This is a genomic window from Facklamia sp. P13055 (assembly GCF_050409445.1).
GTDB lineage: Bacteria > Bacillota > Bacilli > Lactobacillales > Aerococcaceae > Facklamia.
Genome location: NZ_JBNUPL010000017.1, coordinates 1 through 19,995, shown reverse-complemented (window position 1 = coordinate 19,995; position 19,995 = coordinate 1). Strand labels below are relative to the sequence as shown.

The window sequence follows — 19,995 nt, the reverse complement described above, 5'->3', positions numbered from 1 at the left end:
CTAGAAAGGAACAATCCCCACTCCAATTCCCAGAAATGAAAGATGACTTTTTGCTCTTCTTTGCAAACTAGTGATTTGAGGCATTGAGTCAGGATGGATATCTTTAGAACCATAAATATGCTCTAAGGCCATATCAGGATAGGCAGAATGGGCGATTAGGTCAAAGTTACTTGAAAAAGATAGAATATTGCTTTGAGATCCTAATAAAAATGAGTTGTTAGGATTTAAGAGCCAAGAATAACAGTAAAAGTATTGTGCTGGGAAATTAGTTAAATATCTTTTTTTAAAGGCTCGAGCTAAGTAAAAAGCAGTTGAAGAGTGTGCTTCATCAATTAAACTATCTTGCATGATGTGGACACTAATAATAGGGAGAGCATCTTGAAGGATTTTACTACCGTTATTAATGTAAGAAATGTCTTTAGGAAGAGAGGCTGAATCAAAAAGAGTAAATTCAAATTGAAGCTCGCCTAACTTGAAAATCCTAAGACGAAAGATACGTGCTAACCATTCAAAATCATCTGTTGATAAACCGACAGACTGGGATAAGTTAATACGTAAAAAAAGGTCGGATAGTGTATTTTGTAATATATTAAGAGGGAGATCGTACTTTTTATACAGCTCTATTAAAGCTTGAATACATACAATCATAATGACCAATTGTTGCCAATCATTTAGTTGAATATTAGTTAGCAGAAAGTCTTGCTTAATAATTTGCTGTAAAACTGCCAAGTAAACTGTTTGATTATCTTTAAAGTCTTTTAACGCTCTTTGAATGGTTGTTAATTCAATCTGGCGAGACTTAATGGTTTGAGACTGATTGTATTTTTGACAAAAGGTTTGGATTTGTTGGCTATCAATCGAAAAGTTTTTAAACCAGTTTTGGTAGAAATACGAGTATGATAAGTAGGTCATGGTTGCTCCTCCTTGAAGATTTAAAATAAGTATAGCACGGGATCCTACTAAGCACACAAATTTGTTAAAGGAATGATTAAATGTCTAACGGGTTAACCATATATTTTGTCCGTCATGGTGAAACGTTTTTTAATAAGAATGGGCGTACCCAAGGGTGGTGTGATCCTTTATTGACAGCAGAAGGGATTCAAGCAGTTAAAGATTTAGGCGAAAAATTAAGTAAGGTTAAATTTGATGCGGCGATTGTAAGTGATTTAAAGAGAACACGTACCACAGCCGAAATTCTTATTGAACAAAGTATCTATCCGAATTGGATGATTCCCATTATAGAAATGGCAGATTTTCGAGAAATTAGCTTTGGTTCCTTTGAAGGTATGGAAAGCTATCAAACTTGGGATATCATAAGGAGATATTTGGGTTTTGATTCTGTAGAGAGTATGTTGAGAAATACAACAGAAAAACAAAGGCTGACAGCATTACAACCTGCTGACCCTCTAGGTCAAGGAGAAGACTATGCTGTTTATTGTAAGCGTCTTAAAGAAGGAATGGATAAATTGTTTAATGAATTAATTGAGACGGAGGCTTGTATCTTATTTGTTGGACACAGTATCAATATTCGCCATATACTTCAAATTCTATTACCAAAAACAGAACATATTGATGAGTTTTATGATATGCGGTCTATGAATAATGGGGGCGTGGTAATTATTCAAAAAGTAAGAGAGGGCTTTAAACTCAAACAGTTTATAGACAAAAAGTTCGCTTAACTAACAGAGGGTTGTTTTTGTTCACTTTAGACAAAACACATTGTAAAGTTGAGCAAATATAACAATGAGAAATGAAACCGTTTTACACTATAATGTATGCAAGATACAAATGGGCAAAATTTGGAAAGGGTGCGAACTATGATAAAAATTTCACCAGCAGAAATCGATCGCCAAATGGATTGGATTTCGAGTATTTCTGATAAAGAAGGAAAAGGTACTACAAGACTTTTATATAGCAAATCATGGATTGAAGCTCAGAATGCCTTGAAAGAACTTTTTGAAAAAGAGGGGATGAAGGTAGAGTTCGACGAAGTAGGGAATATGTTTGCAACAGTTGAAGGTAGTGAAGAGCCAGAATCAATCATCGCCTCAGGATCGCATATTGATACAGTTGTTGATGGTGGTCGTCTAGATGGCCAATTGGGTATTATGTCTGCCTACTTAGCGATTAAGGGGTTGGTTGAAGAATACGGCCAACCAAAGAAATCTTTGCGAATTGTTTCGATGGCAGAAGAGGAAGGCTCTCGTTTTCCATATGCCTTTTGGGGATCTAAAAATATTTTTGGTTTAGCGAAAAAAGAAGATGTTGAAACCATTAAGGACAATGACGGTGTTCCTTTTGAGACAGCTATGAAGGAAGCAGGCTTTAATTACCTTGTAGATTCTCCACGCTTTAATCACTTTGATGCTTTTGTAGAATTACATATTGAACAAGGAAACTTCTTGGAAAATGCAGGCAAAAAAGTTGGGGTTGTTAATGCCATAGTGGGGCAAAAACGCTACACCATTAAATTAAAGGGTGAAGCTAATCATGCCGGAACGACCTTAATGAGATATCGTAAAGATGTCATCGACTGTTACGCTAGAATTGTTTCTGAAGTCATTGATAAAGCAAATGAAATTGGCGATCCTTTAGTCGTAACCTTTGGCCACGTAGAAGTAAAGCCTAATGTGGTGAATGTTGTTCCTGGAGAAATGGAATTTTCAATTGATACTAGACACACTAACCAGGAAGCTCTCGATGAGTTTGCTGTATTTATTGAAACAACTATTGAGAAACATTGTCATGAAAAAGCGATTGAAGTAGAAATGAATTTATGGATGAATGAGCCACCAGTGCCAATGGATCCTGAGATTGTTAAAGTTTTAGAAAAAGTTTGTCAGGATAACCAATTAAATTATCAAATCATGCATTCAGGAGCGGGGCATGATTCACAGATATTTGCTCCACAAGTTCCAACAGCTATGATCTTCGTTCCTTCCATCAAAGGAATTAGTCATAATCCGGAAGAACATACCGAGGCGGTGGATATTGTTGAAGGGATACAAGCTTTAGCAGAGGCCTTAAAAGAATTGGCCTATTAAAATAATTTGGAGGACTTTTAATAATGGAACATAATGATGTCTTAGTAAGACAAGAACAAATTGATTTGTTTAAATCAAGGGGATATACCAATGATGACATATTGCCTAATAAGCCAGAACAACGTAGTATGTCAACACTTAACTTCTTTACTCTGTGGATGGGATCGGTCCATAATATTCCTAATTATCTAACTGTTGGTGGCTTTCTAGCTTTAGGGGTGGCACCTATTCACGTGTTCTTAGCTATCATTTTGGCGGGACTAGCAGTAGCGGGACTAATGACAGTTAACGGTAAAGCAGGGTCTATGTATGGCATTCCATTTGCCATTCATTTACGTTCTGTTTATGGTAGTGCAGGATCTAAATTGCCTGGCTTTCTAAGGGGAGTTGTGGCAGCTATTGCTTGGTTTGGGGTCCAAAACTATGCAGGTTCGAAAGCTTTGTTGATCTTAGTAAGTAGAATTTGGCCAGCTTTCTTGAATGTTGGTGAAGGCATTAATATTTTAGGCCTTTCTGTGCCGGCCTTTTTATCATTTGTAGTCTTCTTCTTGATCAATGTAATGATTGGCTTAGGGGGAGGCCGCGTATTAAACAAGTTTACAGCTATACTAAATCCACTTATTTATGTTGTGTTCGGAGGAATGGTTGTTTGGGGATTGAGTGTAGCGGGCGGGTTTGGACCAATTTTCGACCATGTAACAGCTGTTAATCAATCGGTTGCAACCCCTCTAGCCTATTTGATTATTATTGCATCTACCTTATCTGTTTGGGCAGCTCCAGGAGTAAGTGTTTCTGACTTTACTCAAAACGCAACTTCCACCAAGTCTCAAACAATAGGACAAATCTTATCGTTGTTAGTTGGGTATGTCATTTTTGCTTTTGCAAGTATCACTGTTTTAAATGGTGCGGCCATTACTGGTGTTTCACATCAAGGAGATGTCTTACAAATTATTAATCAATGGGACTCTATGCCGGCTATTTTCTTGGCTTCTTTTGTCTTATTGATGACAACCGTTTCAACTAATGCGACTGGTAATATTATTCCAGCAGCCTTCCAGTTAACAGCTCTTTTTCCACAAAAAATTAATTATCGTAAAGGTGTTATCATCGCAAGTATTATCAGTTTTATCATAATGCCTTGGAAATTCATGGAGTCAGGGAGTGTAATTCTAGTTTTCCTTAACTATATTGGAAGCTTGTTAGGCCCTGTAGCCGGTGTTATGATTGCTCACTTCTACTTTGTGGACAAACAAAAGATCGACTTGGATTTACTATACTATTCACCAGAGCAAGCAGCGGATAACCCTTATTCTGGTGTCAATAAGAAAGCTTATATCGCAACCATTTGTGGGTTTGTTGTTTCAATTGTCGGACAATTTATCCCAGCCCTAGAGTTTCTGTCCCAAATCTCTTGGATTGATGGTTTTGTAGTGGGATTACTTGTTTACTTTGTATTAAATCGTGCAGAATAATTAAATTTAATTATTTTGGACGCTTAATAAAAATTTATTAGGAGGTTATTTTATGTCATATGATTTAGTCATCAAGAATGGTCAAGTCATTTTAGAAAGCGGCGCAGTTGTGACCGATTTGGCAGTCAAAGACGGAAAGATTGCTGCAATTGGTGAAAATTTATCGGCTGAGCAAGAGGTTGACGCTAAAGGATTAATTGTTAGTCCGGGAATGTTTGATTGTCACGTTCATATTACTGAAAATGGTGGAGGGTATCGTGATGAGTGGGAAGGTTATGTTACAGGAACTTCTGCTTGTGCTAAGGGAGGAGTAACTTCTTTCTTAGAAATGCCATTGAACCAAGTACCAGCAACAACTGATGAAGCGAGTATTAAGGACAAATACCAATCTGGTCAAGGTAAATTAAAAGTGGATGTTTTCTCATTTGGAGGACTCGTTCCTTATAATGTTGAAACAGGTGGTATTCAAGAATTAAATGAGAACGGTGTAACGGCCTATAAATGTTTTATGGCAACTTGTGGCGACCGTTCAATTGATGGAGACTTCCAAAATGTGGATGACTATTCACTCTACGAAGGGATGAAACAAATTGCGAAGACAGGAAAAGTTCTAGCTATCCATGCTGAAAATGCAGCGATTACTGATCGCCTAGGTGAAAAAGCAAAAGCGGAAGGCAAATCAAAATTGTCAGAGTATGTGGCGACTCGTCCAGTCTTTACAGAGGTGGAACCTATTCAACGAGCAATTCTTTTTGCTAAAGAAACAGGCTGTCGTATTCATATCTGTCACGTGGCTTGCCCAGAAGGTGTGGAAGCAGTTATTAAAGGGCAACAAGAAGGTGTCGATGTCACTTGTGAGACTTGTTTACATTATTTATACTTTACAACAGACCAATTAGATGCTATTGGAAATGTGGCTAAATGTTCACCACCAATCCGTGATAAAGAAGCTCAAGATGGTTTATGGGATTATGTCTTTTCAGGGGATATTATTTCATCAATCTCTGATCATTCTCCATGTACCCCAGACTTGAAAGATAAAGAAAATGCATTTGATGCTTGGGGCGGTATCTCAGGCGTACAAAATGATGTCGATGTGTTCTTTGATGAAGCAGTTAATAAGCGTGGTATGTCTCTTGAGCAATTTGCACAAGTGATTGCGACACAACCAGCCCGTCGTTTTGGTATTGATGATACAAAAGGAAGCTTATCAGTAGGCAAAGATGCAGATATCGTTTTAATTGATCCTAATAAATCTTACGTCTTAACTGCTGAAGATTTAGAATATCGCAATAAGATCAGTCCTTATATTGGTAGCGAAATTGGTGCAACTGTTATGGCTACTTATGTAAGAGGACATGAGGTTTATAGCATAGATAAGGGAGTAACAGAGGAGTTTGTTGGAGAATTTAAATAATTAAATATAGACTAATTTGTTTTCAGAAGAAGCAAATAGTCCCTAAGAATAGATTGGATCTAATTCTTAGGGGTTTTTTAATACCAACAGAAGACTTTTTAATTAGAAGAGCAAAGTGATGATTGGTATGGTAACGACTGAGAGCAGAGAAGTCATAAAGACCATCTGACTAGCAAACTCAGGATGATTGTCGTAATTTTGAGCAAACATAGCTACATAAGATGCTGTCGGCATAGCTAACATGATAGTCGGAATAATTAACTCATAGTTTGAGAAATTAAAAGCTTTTAAAGTAAAGAGAATTATTAGAGGTATAAAAACGAGTTTGAGTAAAGCTTGAATATATAAGAATTTATTAGCGAATATCTTAGAAATATCACTGCGCGATAGAATTAAACCAACAACAATCATGGCTAGCGGTGAGGTTGCCGGGCTTAAAATATTCAAAACTTTATCCAAGGGTTGAGGAACTCGCCAACTAAAAAGAAAGAAGATTAAACCAACGACTATCGATAAGATGCCGGGACTTAGAACAATTTTTTTCCAATTAAATTCTACCTTACCTGAACCGTTTCTTCCCATTAAATAAATACCAATTGACCATGAGACAGTTTCAAATAAAAACCCGGCGCCGATAACAGCATAGAATAGAGCTTCTTCTCCTAAGAGATTACTAACAATAGGGTAACCCATAAAAGAGGTATTAGATAAAAGAAGGGCCACTCTAAAAACATCCTGCTCGGAAATACTTAACTTAGTTTGTTTAGCAACTAACCATCCTAATAACAACATACCAGCATAACAAACGGCTACAATTATTAGAATTGTAAAAGCTCTTTGCACACGTTCAATATTAAAATCTAATTGCATGGCATTAAAGATGGTTGCCGGCATGGTGATATACAAAACAAGGTTGGTAATATCTTTTTGACCTTGAGCACTGATTACTTTCCACCTACCAGCAAAAAAGCCAATAATAATAAGAATGAATAAGACGAGCACACTTTGAAGCGTGGACATAAAATCTAACTGCATAAAAACATCCTTTCAATTTTTATTTAATTTGATAACGAATCAAGCCACTCTATGACTTGCAGATAAACCTCTCTCCCTTTTGTTAAATTTGTTCGATCGAAATCATGATCTGCAGAAGCAACCTCAATCAAATGACTTTGATTAGCGAATTTGTTTAGTTGTTTTGATTGTTGAATGGGAACATCAGGGTCTTTATCAGCATGGACAAGAAGTAAAGGAGGTAGTAGGTTAATTTGCTCTTTAGTGAGTGAAAAACTGTTTGGATCATCCGTTAGAAATTCAATCCAATTTCCAACTTGTCTACAATAGAGGTAGATTAAATAACGCTCATTTTCGTTTCCCTGACTGATAGGTTTGTTTTGAATGAAAGTCTCGATTAATTCTTTGGACACTTTCGCAAATTTATTATGGTAAGGATTAGGATAGATAAAGTTTGCATCATTTAACTTGTAATAGCCATAAAAGCTGATGATAGTTTTCAACCATTTAGAAGACCTTCTTGTAGCTAGTTGTAGGGCAAGATAAGCTCCGGCTGACCGGCCAAATAGATTGTATGAAGGATCTATTTGGCCTGCTAATTGATAACCTGCATTTTGATACCATTCAAGAGTTTTGCTTAAAAGATTAATGATTTGCTCTAAATTACTTTCAGGAGCTAATAAGTAGTCAAGAGCTAGTATCGAATATCCTTTACTGTTAAGTAATTCGATATATTCGCCCGGCAAGTCTTCGCGTTGACCAAAAATCAGTCCACCACCGTGAAGATAAATCAACATCTGGCTTTGTGGCAGTGAAGATCTATATAGTGTAGCTGAAATTTTATAGTGAGGAGTTTGAAAAACATCAATTATTTGTCGAATTTAAATCACCTTCTTCTAAATAGGGAGATGGAGCCCATTCTTGTAAGGTTATTTTAACATTCTTTTTAACGCATCCACTACAAATTTAAAATGAAAGAAACCTTATTTTTGTTCGAAATGAACAAAAGAAGGCGTTTTATTTGTAAACTGAGCAATCGAATTATATGAAGGAAAACGATATAATAGTAGACAAAGGGAGGGGTTTTCTTGTTATTCACAAAAATTCAAAAAGGTAATTATCAAGACTCTATTAACTTGATGCTTTTATCAGCAGAAATTAATAAAGTTGATGGTGTTACTCAAGCACAGGTTATGATGGCGACGGATGCAAATAAGGATATCTTTAAAGGGGCCGGTTTATCTACTCCTGAATTAGAATCTGCTGGTGCTAATGATTTGGCAATTGTAGTTGAAACAGAAGATCAAGCAGTTTTTGACAAAGTTTTAGAAGAAATCGATCATTTTCTGGCAGACCTAACGGTTAAGAAAGAATCTGATAATAAGGTAGATGTTGATAACTGGGAGGAAGCAATGGAAGCTTTACCAGATGCTAATTTAGCCTTAGTATCTATTCCAGGAGAGTATGCAGCCTATGAGATAGAAAAGGCGCTTGATAATAATTTACATGTTTTCTCATTCTCAGATAACGTTTCAATGGAAGATGAAGTGAGACTAAAAGAGAAGGCGCATGAAAAAGGACTCTTATTCATGGGGCCTGATTGTGGGACAGGAATCATTTCGAGTATTCCAATGGCCTTTACCAATGTTGTGAAACCAGGAAATATTGGTGTGGTTGGAGCTTCAGGGACAGGCATTCAAGAAGTCACAACCATTATTGATCGTTTAGGTGGCGGAGTAGTTCACGCTATTGGCACTGGTGGTAGAGACTTGAAGGAAGCAGTTGGCGCACGTACCATGATTGACGCCATTATCGCTTTAGAAAAGCACCCATTGACAGATGTCATCTGTGTTATTTCTAAACCACCTGCAAAAGAAGTAAGGGATCAAGTTGTTAAAGTATTACAATCCCTATCCAAGCCTGTAGTAGCCATTTTCTTAGGTGAAAAACCAACCGAACATATTGGTAATGTAGCTTTAGCTTATACATTAGAAGAAGCAGCTAGAATAGCAATAGACTTATCTAATGGTGAAGAAGTCAAAGCTAAATATGTGGACGGGTTAGATAACCAAATCCAATCTCAATTAAAAGACAAAACAGTAAAAGGTCTTTACTCAGGTGGAACATTAGCAAATGAAGCAGCTATGCTAATTGCAGATGCTTTAGAACTAGGAGATATTCAAAACGAAGAAGGTTACATCTTAAATACGCACGGTTTCCAAGTGATGGACTTAGGAGACGATGTTTATACACAAGGTAAACCACATCCAATGATTGACCCAAGTATTCGAATTGAAAAGTTAGAAGAAGCTTTTGCAGATGAAAAGACAGGTGTTATTTTATTAGATGTTGTCTTAGGATATGGTTCACACCCAGATATGGCTAATGCTCTGATTCCTACTATTCAAGAAAAACTCTCAAAATTGGCTGATAGTGAACGTGAAGTTTATGTTGTTGCGACTGTAACGGGAACACCAAATGATCCTCAAGATTACGATAAGGCTGTAGCCAACTTAAAAGAAGCGGGCGTTTATGTTGAAACAACTAACGCAAAAGCGATTCGTTTAGCTTTAGAATTGATGGGCGTTCACTATCAATTTGCTGCTAAAGAACATGTGGCTTATACAGGCGAAAAGATCGAATTACCTAGTCCAAGTGAACACGTTCAAGAATTAGTGATGACTTCTCCACGTGTTATAAATATTGGTATCGAAAGTTTTGTGGATCCAATTATTAAGTTTGGAGGCAAAGCTATTCAATACAACTGGCGACCAAAAGCAGGTGGCAATAAGAAATTAATCAAGATCTTAAATGAACTAGAAAAACATGCAGAGGCTATTGATGAAGCCAACCAGAAAGTAATTGGTCGTATGCGAGATTCGCAACCTTACTTAATCGATGTGAAATATGCTAAAGAGGTTATCCCAGAATTAAATACGGATAAAAAAGTTGTTTTACATGCTGGACCACCAGTGAAATATGAAAACATGACGGGTCCAATGCAAGGTTCAGTTATTGGAGCGATGCTATTTGAAGGCTGGGCTTCCAATCATGAAGAAGCACAACAACAAATTGATGCTGGAGAAATCACCTTCATGCCTTGTCACCATGTGGGCGCAGTAGGCCCTATGGGCGGAATTACTACTGCTAATTTCCCTGTCTTTATCGTTGAAAATAAAGCAGACGGTACCACTGGTTACTGTATTATGAACGAAGGGATCGGAACGGTATTACGTTTCGGAGCCAACAATGAGGAAGTTATTACTCGTCTTGAATGGATGCGTGATGTATTAGGGCCTGTATTAGGACAAGCGTTACGTCAAATTGAAGGTGGTATTAATGTCAATGTTATGATTGCTAAAGCCATTACCATGGGTGATGAATTCCACCAAAGAAATATTGCGGCTTCCCTTGTATTCTTAAAAGAAATTGCTCCAATTATTACATCCTTAGATATTGATGCTAAACAAAAGCAGGAAGTGATTCAATTCTTAGCGGATACCGACCAGTTCTTCCTCAATATTGCGATGGCTACTGGCAAAGCGATTGTTGACTACGCACGTAAGATTCAAGAAGGCTGTATTGTTACCACTATGGCACGTAATGGTGAAAACTTTGGTGTTCGTATTGCAGCCATGGGTGACCAATGGTTTACTGCACCTGTTAATACGCCGAAGGGTCTATATTTCACTGGTTATAGTGAAGAAGACGGTAGTAAGGATATCGGAGACTCTGCAATTACAGAGACTATCGGTTTAGGTGGTTCAGCCATTGTAGCGGCCCCTGGAGTGACACGCTTTATCGGTGCAGGTGGTTTTGAAGACGCAGTTCGCATTTCCAATGAACAAGCAAAAATAGTCAGCGCACAAAACCCTAACTGGTCTATTCCAACTTGGGATTTCCGTGGAGCTAACTTAGGAATCGATATTCGTAAAGTTGTTGAAACAGGAATTGAACCAATTATTAATACTGGTATTGCACATAAGAAAGCAGGTGTCGGTCAAGTAGGTGCTGGAACGGTTACTGCTCCGATTGCTTGCTTTGAAAAAGCTTTAGTAGCTTTTGCGGAATCATTAGGAATTAAGGTGGATGAATAAGCTAGTAGCGGATAAAACAGCCCTATTGATCTCGACTTATCTTTTCCCCTTAGAAGATCAAATATATTGGGTCGACTCTGTCTTTGAACATGGGATTAATCTAGTCACAAGAAAGACAGAGGGTTCACAACAACTGATTTATCTTTCAGCAGTTAATCAAGAAAAGGCTTCTGTAATAGGCGTTCAGTTAGAAAACAAGCAAGTGTTTAATCAGTTGATGCGCTGTCTGAAGCCGGGTGAACAAATTCGACAGCGGAACCATTCATGGATTGTCTATACGCGCCCTTTACCCCTAAAAATTGATCTAGTCGACTATCAAAGATATTCTTGTTGTTTACCCGCTTATTCTTTAAAGCTAACCGTTAAAGATTTAAAACAGCTTATTGATAGCCTGAGAAAAGCCAAAGTTTATCAGCAATCGGCTTTTAATAAGTTAGCTACACTGCAAAATTACTATCAAAACAAATTGCTTGGCGATCTACAAAATGATTTATTGACTGATCCAGCTAAAATGTCAGATTTAGTCCAATTTCTTTTTGGTAAAGGGCTTGGACTAACTCCTTCGGGAGATGACTTTTTACAAGGAATGCTAGTTATGGAACAGAGTCTCTTAAGTCGCCGAGGTCCAATTGCTTCACTTGAACAAACCTGTGTAATATTATCTAATTTCATCCAGCAAGCGCTGAAAGTAAAAGCAACAACTAAAGTTAGTCAAGCCTATTATCATGCTGCTTTAGCAAGACAAGTCAATCCGACATGGCTGAAATTGATTGAGGCGATAGAGAATCAAGCAACTGATCAGTTAAGTCAATCAATTCGTGCAATCCAATCGTATGGGCACACTTCAGGTAATGATATGCTCTTGGGAGCACAATTTTACTTACAACTAATACTAAAAAACAAACTTTTAAAAGGAGAGGTTTAAATGGGATATAAAAACAATAAAACAGGTTATAGAGAGGGTTTATTAGAAAGCCGTGCTGTGGTTGAGAAAGACTTATATGCAATTTTACCGCATGATGGTTTAGTGAATAATCAGATTCCAGGATTTGAAAATGTTTTGATTTCAATTTTAGGCTCACCTGCTCTTGGCGCTAGCTTTAATGATTATATTGCAGAGTTCCAAGAAGGCGGTAAGAACGAACGTGGTTTTGGTGGAGAAGGGCTTGAAACATTTGCTTATGTTATCTCAGGTAAATTAAAAGTAAGTGATGGTAAAGAAGAACACCTATTAACAGATGGTGGCTACGCTTTCTTCCCAGTAGATCAATTAATGTATCTAGAAAATGCTCAAAAAGAGATAACAGAAGTTTTCTTGTACCAACGACGTTATGATGCTATTGAAGGTCATGAAGCGCATAAAGTGGTGGGTAATAAAGCTGATTTACAACCAATTGAGTATGAAGGTATGAAAGACGTCCTCTTATGGAACTTCTTGCCAACAGATGATTTTGGCTTTGATATGAATATTCATATTCTTGAATTCCAACCAGGAGCTAGTCATGGATATATCGAAACCCACTATCAAGAACATGGTGCTTATCTACTTTCTGGTCAAGGAATGTATAACCTTGATAATAAGTGGTTCCCGGTCGAAAAAGGTGACTACATCTTTATGGGAAGATATTCTTTACAATGTGCTTATGCTGTTGGACGTGACGAACCTTTATCTTATGTTTATTCTAAAGATGCTAACCGCAACCCTAAACTATAGGAGGATAAAATGACAGATAAAAATGAAACAGTAAAAATTCAAGCCAGTCGTCTACAAGACTTAATAAAAAAGAAGTTAATGGCAGCAGGACTACCAGAAGATTCGGCTTTAGAAACGGCTAAACACTTAACTTATGCTGATTTATCTGATATTCATTCTCACGGAGCTGTTCGTGTTGCATATTATGCTGAACGCATTGCCAAGGGGGGCGTGACCAAAGAACCGAAGATTACTTATACAAAAACAGGTCCTGCGACAGCTACTTTTGATGGTGACAATGGTCAAGGACATTATATTGCTAATCTTGCTTTAGAAAAAGTCATCGAATTAGTAAAAGAAAATGGAATTGCCATGGTAGGAGTCACCCATGTTAGTCATACAGGTATGTTAGCTTACTATGTTGAGAAGTTGGCAGAAGCTGGTTATGTTAGCCTGTCGATGACACAATCTGATCCTATGGTAGTGCCTTTTGGAGGGTCTGAAAATTATTTTGGAACCAATCCGATTGCTTTTGGTGCACCTCGCAAGGAGGGTCGTCCAATCTTCTTTGATATGGCAACCACTGTTCAAGCTTGGGGCAAAGTCTTGGATGCGCGTTCAAAGGGCGAGTCAATTCCGGATACCTGGGCAGTTGATGCTGAAGGTAATTCGACCACCGATCCACATAAAGTAGCGGGTCTTTTACCAATTGCGGGTCCCAAGGGATATGGTTTAATGATGATTGTTGATATTCTTTCGGGTATGCTCTTTGGCTTACCTTTTGGTAAGAGTGTCTCTTCAATGTATAATGATTTAGACAAGGGCAGAGACTTAGGACACGTTTATATCGCGGTCGACCCAGCACGCTTTACTAGCTTGGATCAATTTACTTCCAATATTGAACAGATGGTAGAGGAGTTGCATGCTATCAAACCAGCTGATGGCTTCGATCAGGTCTACTATCCTGGAGAATTAGCGGTTTTAAGCACAGAACGTAATCTTGAAAAAGGGATTGATATTCCAAAACATATTATCGATTACCTTGAGTCAGATACTGTTCATTTTAATCAGTATGGTAATAAAGGCGCTTTTGCTGAATAAACCACATAAGCTTAGAAAAAACAAGATAATTAATAAATTTAAAAATAGTCTAACAATCTATCAATTGCTAGACTATTTTTTATATTGAAGAAAGTGATAAGTGTCAAGTCTTTTAAAAAAGGAAGATGAAAATCAGTTATAAAATTGCTTAAGCAATAAATTGTTATTTTGGTTAGTCTCAGTCTAAGTTGTTTTATATCCTATAAAAGATGGCTTGTAAAAGTAGGAAGGAATTAAATCTCTTGGTATAATGAGTTTACTAAGGAGATGGTTTGTGTGGTATCCGTAGAAAAATTATTAACAATCGACTACCTCTCGGAGATTAAATTATTAACAGATAGAAAAACAATTGAACACCAAGAAGTTAGTAACGTCGAAATAACTGAAACACCCGATGTTGAGTTTTATATCAGTCCGGAGACTTTAATTCTTACAACCGGAATGATTTTTAAAGATGATCAGTTGCAGATGATTCCCTTTATCGATTCATTAATTCGTGCTAAAGGAGTAGGTTTAGCCATTAAATCAGGACGTTTTCTTAATGGAGAACTCCATCCCAAAGTGATTGATTATGCCAATCAGCGCAACTTTCCTATTATTAATATACCTGATAAATATCCACTCGGACGCTTACTCCATCAAATTTCAAATTATATCTGGAATCAACGAAAAGAAGAAATTGAGTTTGCGCTAAGTATTCAAAAGCAATTCTCAGACCTTTTACTTAACAATACTTCCATTGATAAAGTAATCAATGAATTCAGTAAAATCATTAAATGTCCGATTATTCTCTTGAGCCCAATAAAAAAAGTGGTGAGTTATTCGCATCATTTCACTAAAAAACCACTTCTTATCCAATCGTTGCAGGAGCAGTTTCAAAAGCGATTTAAACAAAAACAAGTCCCTAATGATTATTTTAAAATGAAAGATGAAAATGACCAGACACTTCTAATCTCTGCCAGCAGTGTCTTTGTATTTAAATACTTTCCCCATTACTTGCTCATATTAAACCCAGAGAATATGACCTACCCCATATCTGCCTTTACGATTGATCAAGCCAAATTAGTTCTTTCCTATATTCTTTATAAAACGGAAAAAGTTTTTTCCAGCTATTTACACACTTCCTCTAGTTTTATGTTAGAGACTATGGGAGGAGATACCTTAAATAAAGGGATTCTTTATAAAACGATTGAAGAAATTAAATATGTTGACTCCAACTATTACTTGGCTGTTGAAGTAAATGTTTCAAGTGCACTGGAACCTAAATTAAAAACAGTTAAACTCTATGAAAAATATGCGTTAATTTTAGATTTTCTAAAAATTTATGGTCAAGAATATTTTAAGGATATGTTTTTATTTCAAACAGACGCTAATGCCCATCTCTATCTAATCTTACAAAATCATGTCGGTAATCTGGATGAGAAATTAATGCAGTGTCATGATGATTTGTTAAAACTGGTTAATATTGACATGATTTTTAGCGTCGGCGAATCAGTCAGTTCAATTGATCAAGTATCCAGGTCGATTGACCAAGCGTCCTTAGCATTTAAAGCTCGATTGACAGATTATAATAAAGAGACTATTAGCTATTATAACAATTCGGGAGTTCAACATCTTTTTCACGATATCGACAGTAAAGATATTAATTATTTTTGCGAATCAGTACTAAAAGAGTTAGCGTATCCTCAAACAAATAATTTAAAAGAATTACGTGAAACCCTTAAGGTATACTTAGATAATCAGTGTGAGACAACGTTAACTGCCAATATACTATTTGTTCATCGAAATACCGTCAAATATCGTATTGAGAAATGTCAAGAATTATTAGGAGTTGATGTTACCGACCCAAGAGCGTCCTTAAACATTAGAATAGCCTTAATGCTTAGCGTCTAGCTTATCAGTCATATGCAGATCAGTTTGAGCAAACTCTTATGGCTCATCGCTGGAGTTAAGAGAGTTTGCTATTTTATTGCAAAGGACTTTAATAAAGATAAAAAATGCTAAAAGTTAAAACCTCTTGAAAAAAACGAACGTACGTTCTATAATGTTGAAGAGGTGATTCGATGTTGAAGGAAGAACAAGCGCTGGAAATTAATTTTTTTGATTTGGCCTATCGACAATTAGAAGAAGATTATATGAGATATTCAGCTGTAGGTTTGCCTCTTTATTGTGTAATCGACAGCATTATTAAGATGATGCAAAGAGATGAGATAACATTTTTTATCTTACCTCGAGCAAAAAGTTTAGACGGCAAAAATCATTGTTTTTATTTTCGTGTAGTTGATAAGTTCTATGAATATCGTGGCTGTGATTTGTTTTAAAATTTATTTAATGGACAAACATGCAGAACATATTATTAATAAGTAAAGATGTTATAATCAAAATGGAAACGTTTTTTTGAATTGAGTTGAGGGGTACCTAAAGGTCGTTAGTTTAAAATGTAAAAAGGAATGATAAATATGTTAGAACAAACAAAGAGTCAAGCTGTTAATAGAACAAATTTTTGGATAATAGCTGATTTCATCTCTTTTTTTCTTACCATATTTGTCAATTATTTGGGGGGATCAGGTTTAATTAATGATATGAGCCAGCAAGAAGTATCTGCTAAATATACAACACTGATTACTCCCGCTGGTTTTGCTTTTAGTATATGGGGTGTGATTTACACCTTAGTGTTAATCACGCTGACTTATTTAGCCTTTAAGCGTGATGATAAAAAAATTATGCATACTATTTCACTGATTTCTCCTTTATTTATCGTTTCCTGTCTTTTTAATATGGGTTGGATCTTTAGTTTTTCATACGAATTGATAGGTCTTTCTGTTGTGATGATTTTTATATTACTCTTAGCATTAATGAAACTGATTGAAAAAATTAATTATAATAGTAAAAACATTTCTTATAATTTACCAGCTTACGCTTTTACACTCTATGCTGCTTGGGTTTTAATCGCAACTTTTTTAAACATCTCTATTTTCTTAGTCAAAATAGGCTGGGATGGCTTTGGTATCTCAGATTCAGTGTGGTCATTGGTGGTTATTATTATTGCCATTGTTTTCGTTGTAGGCTATGTCTTTATGTATAAGAATGCTTTCTTTCCTATCTCAATAGCTTGGGCTTTCTATGGCATTTATAGTAATTATGAAGAAGGTGTACATAGTCCGGAATTAGTAACAAGTATTAAAGCTGTCTTATTAGCTGGTTTAGCTATCTTAGTAGTATCGTCTATCTATCGGTTTGTTAGGAATAAAAATAGCATCTTCCCAAAGGATCTAAACAGCCAAAATCAATGAGTAGAAAGGGAACAAATATGGTGGGTCAAAATTTCAAAAAAAGAAAGTCAATCTCTTTGGAGAAGAAATAAGTATTTAGTTCTTTCTAAATTACAAAATATTTACTTAGAGATTAAAGAGCACCTTAAAAATGATCATGTTGACCTCGAATATGTTCGTGGAAAAAAGATATTGCCGAAAAATGCCAGAAAACCAAAAGCAAAGCGTAAATGCCTTGCTTCATGGATGGGCTTATTTTAAAAAACAAGCCAATCAGCAGGAAAAAGATGATTTTTAAGCAGCTTAGAGGTCTATCCACAAGGAAAAATCGAACCAAAAGATGTCATTAAATATATCAACCATTTACTTGAGCGATACACCAATTCTTATTTGCAGGCATCGACTTTACTAAAATAAAAGCGAATTTAAATAAATTTCCAATTAGAGTCTTCTACTCATTTAATTTAAGTTTTTAACTAGGATTGAATGGTGAAAGGCTCTTTTTATTAGAAAAAACCTTCCAAAAGGAAGGTCAAAATTAATTAGAGTTAATTTGAAGGTTGATATCTACCAAATGCGATAAGCTATAGCAAAATCCATTTGGCCAATAGCTTTATCCCAACGACAAGTCATAAAGGCAGCCATGTCATCGCCATTTCCGTAATAGGCAAGGAAGGGAATTGAATCTTCATTATAGAAATAGTTATATTGGAAGTCAGTTTGAATGGGAATGATTGCTGTGATTTCATAGCCTTTGGATATTCCGTCCTTATCTGTAACAATAAATTCATTACCCGGTTCAAAATAATTGTTGCTAGCAAAGGGAGCAAAAGCTCCTGTATTAATATGGTCATAATAATGGCCAAAAAAGGTACGGATACCATTCATTCCAACTTGAGGAACACCATCTATCCCTAATACATCATTCACTTGGTCAAAGTCATCTTTACTGCCTGTATTATCTTCTAAAGGAATATATTCGACGACGATCCCATTTGATTCGATGGTATTGGGGTTTTTTCCTAAAACTTTTCCCTCGGTATGCATAACGTCTAAATAGTTTTTTGGAATGATGGCTTCTTGATTTTGATAGTCTTTGTTCTTCTTATCATACTTTGTGACTTTTGAATTGCCATCCTTGATTAATTGTTCGGTCATCGCCCCTGCTTTAGCAGTTTCTTTTTTTTCTAGTTTCAAACTGGATTGAATTTTTGCAGGAATTCTCTCTTTTTCTTTATTTTCAGCACTGGCCTCAAGGGTTACTGTCATAATTCCTAATGTTAAACAGAGGACTTTAATAAAAAATTTATTCTTCATAGTGACCACCTCTCAAATGATTTGTTATTTATAATATGCTATACAAGTTATCAAATAGCAACAACTTTCACTTTAATGTAATATAGAAGAAAGACTGATATATAAATCTATAACATTAAATCAGATTATTCAGCTTAAAATTATCAAGCAATAAATTTAATTCTTAGCTAAAAAGGGTGTGTAAGATGAATATTCATTATCAAAGTAAACAAAATCTATCTAATAACGACATACAAGCAGCAAAAGATCTTTTAAAACACAAACATCAAGTGGATCGAACCTTTTCTGATCCGTATCTATTTAATCGATACAATTTTGATCGATCAATGCCTAGTTTTTTTACGGCCTATAAAGATCGGAAAATGATAGGTTTATTAGCAGTTTATGCCGATGATGCTGAAGCGGAACTTTCAATAATTGTCGATCCAAACTATCGACGCAAGGGCATAGCATCTAAACTTTACGAAAACTTTCAATCAGAAACTGCTTCTTATGGAATTAAATCTCCTACTTTTAAAACGGAACGCATATTTATAGATGAAAATCCAAAATTTTTAGTCTCTTTAAACTTATTGTTAACAGATGAGGAAGTATTAATGGCTTATGGGACAAGTCCTTACTTAGTTGAAGAACGTTTTGATATTAAAGTTCTGATTGCTTCTGAGGAACATGTAGAGGAAATTGCTCGCTTTCAATCCGAAAGCTTTGAGGATGATTATGAGCTGAGCCTACGATATGCTAGAGAAACAGTAGCAAACCAAGAAAGCCCCATCTATGTAGCCCTATGCCAAGGGTATGTAGTTGCATCCATTTCTGCTGACCAAAGCTCAGATGTCAATTATTTATTTGGTGTTGCAGTGGACCCAAATTTTCAAGGGCAGGGAATTGCCACTTACCTAATGAAGCAAACAATTAATGATTTGATTCAATCAAATCATAAGCCTTTCCACTTAACAGTTGAAGCAGATAACCAAACTGCATTTAATCTTTATAAAAAGTTAGGGTTTAAGGAAATCACTCGTATTGTCCACTTAGAACTTAAAAAATAGAACATTTAGTACAGCCACTTGACTTTCTAGCTCTTAATTTATGAAAGCATCATTTACTTTCAAATAAAGTTTGACAGATCAATAATTTTGGACTATACTAGGTAAGTAGTAAAGAAATAAGTTAATTAAGTCATTTCCATTCAACAAATGTAAATCTTCTTTTTAATTATTTAGTTATTGCAATACAAAGTGCTTAAGACGCACACAGGAGGATTTATATATGAATACAGGTACAGTGAAATGGTTTAATGCCGATAAAGGTTTTGGTTTCATCGAAGGACAAGATGGGAAAGATGTTTTTGCACATTTCTCAGCCATCTCTGGAGACGGCTTCAAAACATTAGATGAAGGCCAAGCAGTGTCTTACGATATTGTTTCAGGCGATCGTGGCGACCAAGCTGCAAATATTGTAAAACTATAATATAATTTAGACCCACCAGCTTTGTTGGTGGGCTTTTTTTGTTTGGCTCTTTGTCAAATAGGGTTGATGAGTAGGTGAGGTAACCGACTGGTTACTTC

The 19,995-nt window shown here is 36.0% G+C and carries 17 protein-coding genes and 1 pseudogene; 14 read left to right on the top strand and 4 right to left on the bottom strand.

Translation table 11 applies throughout. The features are described 5' to 3' along the window. Nucleotides 1-912, bottom strand: a complete 912-nt coding sequence (locus ACQV2O_RS06740) for a hypothetical protein (protein WP_428875338.1) — start codon at nucleotides 910-912, stop codon at nucleotides 1-3. An 80-nt stretch (nucleotides 913-992) separates the two neighbouring features. Here ACQV2O_RS06740 and ACQV2O_RS06735 point away from each other — a divergent pair, with 80 nt between their 5' ends. The 4 genes from ACQV2O_RS06735 (at nucleotide 993) to allB (ending at nucleotide 5,933) form a co-directional block, all read left to right on the top strand. Next, nucleotides 993-1,679 (top strand): histidine phosphatase family protein, encoded by a 687-nt coding sequence (locus tag ACQV2O_RS06735; protein WP_428874206.1) that lies wholly within the window; start codon nucleotides 993-995, stop codon nucleotides 1,677-1,679. 138 nt (nucleotides 1,680-1,817) lie between these two features. Next, entirely contained in the window at nucleotides 1,818-3,044 is a 1,227-nt protein-coding gene (allC, locus tag ACQV2O_RS06730) for an allantoate deiminase (protein ID WP_428874230.1), read from the top strand. Nucleotides 3,045-3,067: 23 nt separating this feature from the next. Next, nucleotides 3,068-4,516, top strand: coding sequence for an allantoin permease (allW, locus tag ACQV2O_RS06725; protein ID WP_428874207.1), 1,449 nt, complete (start codon nucleotides 3,068-3,070; stop codon nucleotides 4,514-4,516). A gap of 52 nt (nucleotides 4,517-4,568) precedes the next feature. Then, entirely contained in the window at nucleotides 4,569-5,933 is a 1,365-nt protein-coding gene (gene allB / locus ACQV2O_RS06720) for an allantoinase AllB (RefSeq protein ID WP_428875337.1), read from the top strand. A 102-nt stretch (nucleotides 5,934-6,035) separates the two neighbouring features. Here the strand turns inward: allB and ACQV2O_RS06715 are convergent, their stop codons facing one another. After that, nucleotides 6,036-6,968: an AEC family transporter gene (locus ACQV2O_RS06715; protein WP_428874210.1), complete on the bottom strand. Its 933-nt coding sequence runs from the start codon at nucleotides 6,966-6,968 to the stop codon at nucleotides 6,036-6,038. A gap of 23 nt (nucleotides 6,969-6,991) precedes the next feature. Beyond that, a complete protein-coding gene (locus tag ACQV2O_RS06710; protein ID WP_428874211.1) occupies nucleotides 6,992-7,744 on the bottom strand; it encodes an alpha/beta hydrolase in 753 nt (250 codons plus the stop codon). A 291-nt stretch (nucleotides 7,745-8,035) separates the two neighbouring features. Between ACQV2O_RS06710 and fdrA the strand changes: the two genes are divergently transcribed. The 8 genes and pseudogenes from fdrA to ACQV2O_RS06670 all read left to right on the top strand — a co-directional run bounded on the left by fdrA (nucleotide 8,036) and on the right by ACQV2O_RS06670 (nucleotide 17,527). Beyond that, entirely contained in the window at nucleotides 8,036-11,044 is a 3,009-nt protein-coding gene (fdrA, locus tag ACQV2O_RS06705) for an acyl-CoA synthetase FdrA (protein ID WP_428875336.1), read from the top strand. Further along, complete coding sequence (locus ACQV2O_RS06700) at nucleotides 11,037-11,969, top strand: DUF2877 domain-containing protein (protein WP_428875335.1); 933 nt, start codon at nucleotides 11,037-11,039, stop codon at nucleotides 11,967-11,969. The genes fdrA and ACQV2O_RS06700 overlap by 8 nt, the downstream gene beginning before the upstream one ends. Next, nucleotides 11,970-12,758, top strand: coding sequence for a (S)-ureidoglycine aminohydrolase (gene allE / locus ACQV2O_RS06695; protein WP_428875333.1), 789 nt, complete (start codon nucleotides 11,970-11,972; stop codon nucleotides 12,756-12,758). 9 nt (nucleotides 12,759-12,767) lie between these two features. Then, the gene (gene allD, locus ACQV2O_RS06690) at nucleotides 12,768-13,838 is read left to right on the top strand and encodes an ureidoglycolate dehydrogenase (RefSeq protein ID WP_428874216.1); all 1,071 of its coding nucleotides are present in this window, start codon (nucleotides 12,768-12,770) and stop codon (nucleotides 13,836-13,838) included. 276 nt (nucleotides 13,839-14,114) lie between these two features. Further along, on the top strand, nucleotides 14,115-15,731 hold the full coding sequence (locus tag ACQV2O_RS06685; protein ID WP_428874217.1) for a PucR family transcriptional regulator: 1,617 nt from the start codon (nucleotides 14,115-14,117) through the stop codon (nucleotides 15,729-15,731). A 170-nt stretch (nucleotides 15,732-15,901) separates the two neighbouring features. Beyond that, nucleotides 15,902-16,159 (top strand): DUF5960 family protein, encoded by a 258-nt coding sequence (locus tag ACQV2O_RS06680; protein ID WP_428874218.1) that lies wholly within the window; start codon nucleotides 15,902-15,904, stop codon nucleotides 16,157-16,159. A gap of 138 nt (nucleotides 16,160-16,297) precedes the next feature. Continuing rightward, nucleotides 16,298-17,131, top strand: a complete 834-nt coding sequence (locus tag ACQV2O_RS06675; RefSeq protein WP_428875331.1) for a TspO/MBR family protein — start codon at nucleotides 16,298-16,300, stop codon at nucleotides 17,129-17,131. Nucleotides 17,132-17,261: 130 nt separating this feature from the next. Then, nucleotides 17,262-17,527: pseudogene (locus ACQV2O_RS06670) on the top strand (DUF1722 domain-containing protein). 150 nt (nucleotides 17,528-17,677) lie between these two features. Here the strand turns inward: ACQV2O_RS06670 and ACQV2O_RS06665 are convergent. After that, nucleotides 17,678-18,427, bottom strand: coding sequence for a hypothetical protein (locus ACQV2O_RS06665; protein WP_428874220.1), 750 nt, complete (start codon nucleotides 18,425-18,427; stop codon nucleotides 17,678-17,680). Nucleotides 18,428-18,612: 185 nt separating this feature from the next. Between ACQV2O_RS06665 and ACQV2O_RS06660 the strand changes: the two genes are divergently transcribed. Both ACQV2O_RS06660 and ACQV2O_RS06655 read left to right on the top strand, forming a co-directional pair. Further along, on the top strand, nucleotides 18,613-19,476 hold the full coding sequence (locus ACQV2O_RS06660; RefSeq protein ID WP_428875329.1) for a GNAT family N-acetyltransferase: 864 nt from the start codon (nucleotides 18,613-18,615) through the stop codon (nucleotides 19,474-19,476). Nucleotides 19,477-19,696: 220 nt separating this feature from the next. Continuing rightward, on the top strand, nucleotides 19,697-19,897 hold the full coding sequence (locus tag ACQV2O_RS06655; RefSeq protein WP_428874223.1) for a cold-shock protein: 201 nt from the start codon (nucleotides 19,697-19,699) through the stop codon (nucleotides 19,895-19,897). Nucleotides 19,898-19,995: the final 98 nt, after the last annotated feature.